This is a genomic window from Streptomyces sp. SID5910, from assembly GCF_009862125.1.
Lineage (GTDB): Bacteria > Actinomycetota > Actinomycetes > Streptomycetales > Streptomycetaceae > Streptomyces.
Map to the genome: position 1 here is coordinate 1 of NZ_WWHX01000948.1, position 3,411 is coordinate 3,411.

Annotated in this window: 4 protein-coding genes; all 4 read left to right on the top strand. The window is 72.3% G+C overall.

Going from position 1 to position 3,411, the window contains the following annotated elements:
- The coding region (locus GTW67_RS33750) for a response regulator transcription factor (RefSeq protein ID WP_161168542.1) at window positions 1-171 on the top strand (171 nt) is incomplete at its 5' end.
- Window positions 172-234: 63 nt separating this feature from the next.
- A complete protein-coding gene (locus GTW67_RS33755; protein ID WP_161168543.1) occupies window positions 235-1,632 on the top strand; it encodes a histidine kinase in 1,398 nt (465 codons plus the stop codon).
- The gene (locus GTW67_RS33760; RefSeq protein ID WP_161168544.1) at window positions 1,629-2,294 is read left to right on the top strand and encodes a response regulator; all 666 of its coding nucleotides are present in this window, start codon (window positions 1,629-1,631) and stop codon (window positions 2,292-2,294) included. The genes GTW67_RS33755 and GTW67_RS33760 overlap by 4 nt, the downstream gene beginning before the upstream one ends.
- Window positions 2,295-2,340: 46 nt before the next feature.
- On the top strand, window positions 2,341-3,411 hold a 1,071-nt coding region (locus GTW67_RS33765), incomplete at its 3' end, for a cytochrome P450 (protein ID WP_161168545.1).

Sequence of the window (3,411 nt, forward strand, 5' to 3'; positions counted from 1 at the left end):
CTGATCGCGCAGGGCCTGTCGAACGCGGAGATCGCCGTGCGGCTGGTCGTCGCCGAGCAGACGGTGAAGACGCACGTGGGCCGCATCCTGGTGAAGCTGGGGCTCAGGGACCGCACCCAGGCGGCGGTCTTCGCGTACGAGTCGGGGCTGGTGCGGCCCTCCGGGTACTGAGCCCTCCGGGCACTGGGCGGGGCCGTAGTACTTGAGGCGGATGCCGGAGGACCCCTCTCACAGGTGACGACCGCGGGGCGGGCTGCGCCTACCGTTGCCGACGTGACCGAGACGACGCAGACGCGGACCGTGCCTTCCGGGAGTGGCGGCGCGCGCAGCCCCGAGTACCGGCTGGCCAAGGATGCCCTGAGCGGACTGCGCCAGGCGCTGTTCCACGACGCCTTCGCCTACCGTCCGCTGCCGCCCATGGCGATGGACGGTCCGCTGACGCGTCGGCTCACCGGCAGATCGCGGGGGCATGCCGCCCGCCTGCCGCACGCGGTGGTGGCGGCCGTGGCCCTGATCGCGATGTTCGGCGGGTCCGTCGCCGACGGCGCCCTGGCCGGTCCGGTGGCCCTGCTGAGCGGGCTGGTGTGCGCGGCACCGGTGCTGGCCACGCTGTTCCGGCCGGTCGGCGCCTTCTGGATGTCGATGGCGGCGACGCCACTGGTCGCGCTGCTGGACGGCAGTCTGGGCGAATGGCCCTGGCAGCCGGGCGCGTTCATCTGCCATCTGGCGGTGCTGGTGATCGTGGCCATACGCACCCGGCCCCGCACCGCCGCTTGGATGTGGGTGCTCACCGCCGCTTACGCCTTCGTCGTGCAGACCCTGATCGGCGACGGTGAGTTCAACACCTCCGCTCCCATGCTCTTCCTCTCCGCCCTCGCCCTGCTGCTCGTCGCGATCCGGCAGATCCGCCGCGACGCCCGGCAGGAGGTGACCGCGCAGCGGACGGTCACCGCGCACGAGCGGTCCCGGCGCACCCTGCTGGAGGAGCGCACCACGATCGCCCGGGAACTGCACGATGTGGTCGCCCACCACATGTCGGTGGTCGCCATCCAGGCCGAGGCCGCGCCCTACCGGGTGGAGAACCCGCCCGAGGAGCTGGAGCGGGCCTTCGCCACCATCCGGGAGAACGCGGTGGCGGCGCTCACCGAGCTGCGCCGCGTCCTCGGTGTCGTCCGCGCCGAGGACTACGAGGCGCCCGACGCCCCGCAGCCCACGCTCGCCGACCTGGACGCGCTGCTCGCCAACGTGCGCGACACGGGCCTCACCGTGGACAAGGCGGTGACCGGCGCGGTGCGCGAACTGCCGCCCGGCGTGGAGCTGTCGGCGTACCGGATCGTGCAGGAGGCGCTGAGCAACACCCTGCGCCACGCGCCCGGCGCGAGCGCCCGCGTCGAGGTCTCCTACGTCCTGGGCGGCCTGGGCCTGAGAATCGTCAACGGCCCCGTCCCCGAGACCAGTCTTGTGAAGCCCTCGCCCGGTGCCGGGCACGGCATCACCGGCATGCGGGAACGGGTGTCGATGCTGAACGGCGGGATGACGGCCGGACCCACCGGTGACGGAGGCTACGAGGTGTCGGTGTTCCTGCCGGTCGCCGTGCCGACCGAGACCGTGCAGCCCGAGGACGACGCATGACGATCCGCGTACTGATCGCCGACGACCAGATGATGGTGCGCGAGGGCTTCTCGGTCCTGCTGAACGCGATGCCGGACATCGAGGTCGCCGGCGAGGCGGTCAACGGCCGCGAGGCGGTCGAGAAGGTCCGCGAACTCGCCCCGGACGTCGTCCTGATGGACATCCGCATGCCCGAGCTGAACGGCATCGAGGCGACCCGGCGGATCATCACCGCGGACGGCGCGGCGAAGGTGCTCGTCCTGACCACCTTCGACCTGGACGAGTACGTGTACCAGGCGCTGCGCGCGGGCGCCTCCGGCTTCCTCCTCAAGGACGCCTCGGCCCGCCAACTCGCCGACGGGGTCAGGGTGGTGGCGTCCGGCGAGGCGCTGCTCGCCCCGTCCGTCACCAAGCGGCTGATCACCGAGTTCTCCAAGCTGTCCGACGGCCCCCGCCCGATGCCGTCCGCGCACGCGGCGTACGGCGAGCTGACCGACCGGGAGACGGAGGTGCTGGTGCTGATCGCGCAGGGCCTGTCGAACGCGGAGATCGCCGGGAACCTGGTGGTCGCCGAGTCGACGATCAAGACCCACGTCAGCCGGATCCTGGTGAAGCTGGGCCTCAGGGACCGCACGCAGGCGGCGGTCTTCGCCTACGAGGCCCGCCTGGTGACGCCGGGCTGACCCTGCGGCCCTGGTCAGGGCGGCCGGGTCGCGCTAGCGTCCGTCCATGGCAGCCTTCGACCCGTGGGACCCGGACTTCGTCGCCGACCCCTACCCCGCGTTCGCCGAGCTGCGGGCCCGGGGACGCGTGCACCACTACGAGCCCACCGACCAGTGGCTGGTCCCGCACCACGCGGACGTCTCGGCGCTGCTGCGCGACCGCCGCCTCGGCCGCACCTACCAGCACCGCTTCACCCACGAGGACTTCGGCCGCACCCCGCCCCCGCCGGAGCACGAGCCGTTCCACACGCTCAACGACCACGGCATGCTCGACCTGGAGCCGCCGGACCACACCCGCATCCGGCGCCTGGTGTCCAAGGCGTTCACGCCGCGCACGGTGGAGCGGCTGCGGCCCTACGTGCAGGGGCTGGCCGGCGACCTGGTGGCCCGGCTGGTCGCGGCGGGCGGCGGCGACCTGCTCACCGACGTGGCCGAACCGCTGCCGGTCGCGGTGATCGCCGAGATGCTGGGCATCCCGGAGACCGACCGCGCCCCGCTGCGCCCCTGGTCGGCGGACATCTGCGGCATGTACGAGCTGAACCCGTCCGAGGAGACGGCGGCGAAGGCGGTCCGCGCGTCGCTCGACTTCTCCGACTACCTGCGCGGACTGATCGCCGCCCGCCGGAAGGAGCCGGGCGACGACCTGATCTCCGGCCTGATCGCGGCGCACGACGAGGACGACGACCGCCTCACCGAGCAGGAGATGATCTCGACCTGTGTCCTGCTCCTGAACGCGGGCCACGAGGCCACGGTGAACGCGACGACCAACGGCTGGCTGGCCCTGTTCCGCAACCCGGACCAGTTGGCGGCCCTGCGCGCGGACCACTCGCTGATCCCCTCCGCCGTGGAGGAGCTGATGCGCTACGACACCCCGCTCCAGCTCTTCGAACGCTGGGTGCTGGACGACATCGAGATCGACGGGACGGTGATCCCGCGCGGCGCGGAGGTGGCGATGCTGTTCGGCTCCGCCAACCACGACCCGGCCGTCTTCACCGACCCGGGCCGCCTGGACGTCACCCGCCGCGACAACCCGCACATCTCCTTCAGCGCGGGCATCCACTACTGCATCGGCGCTCCG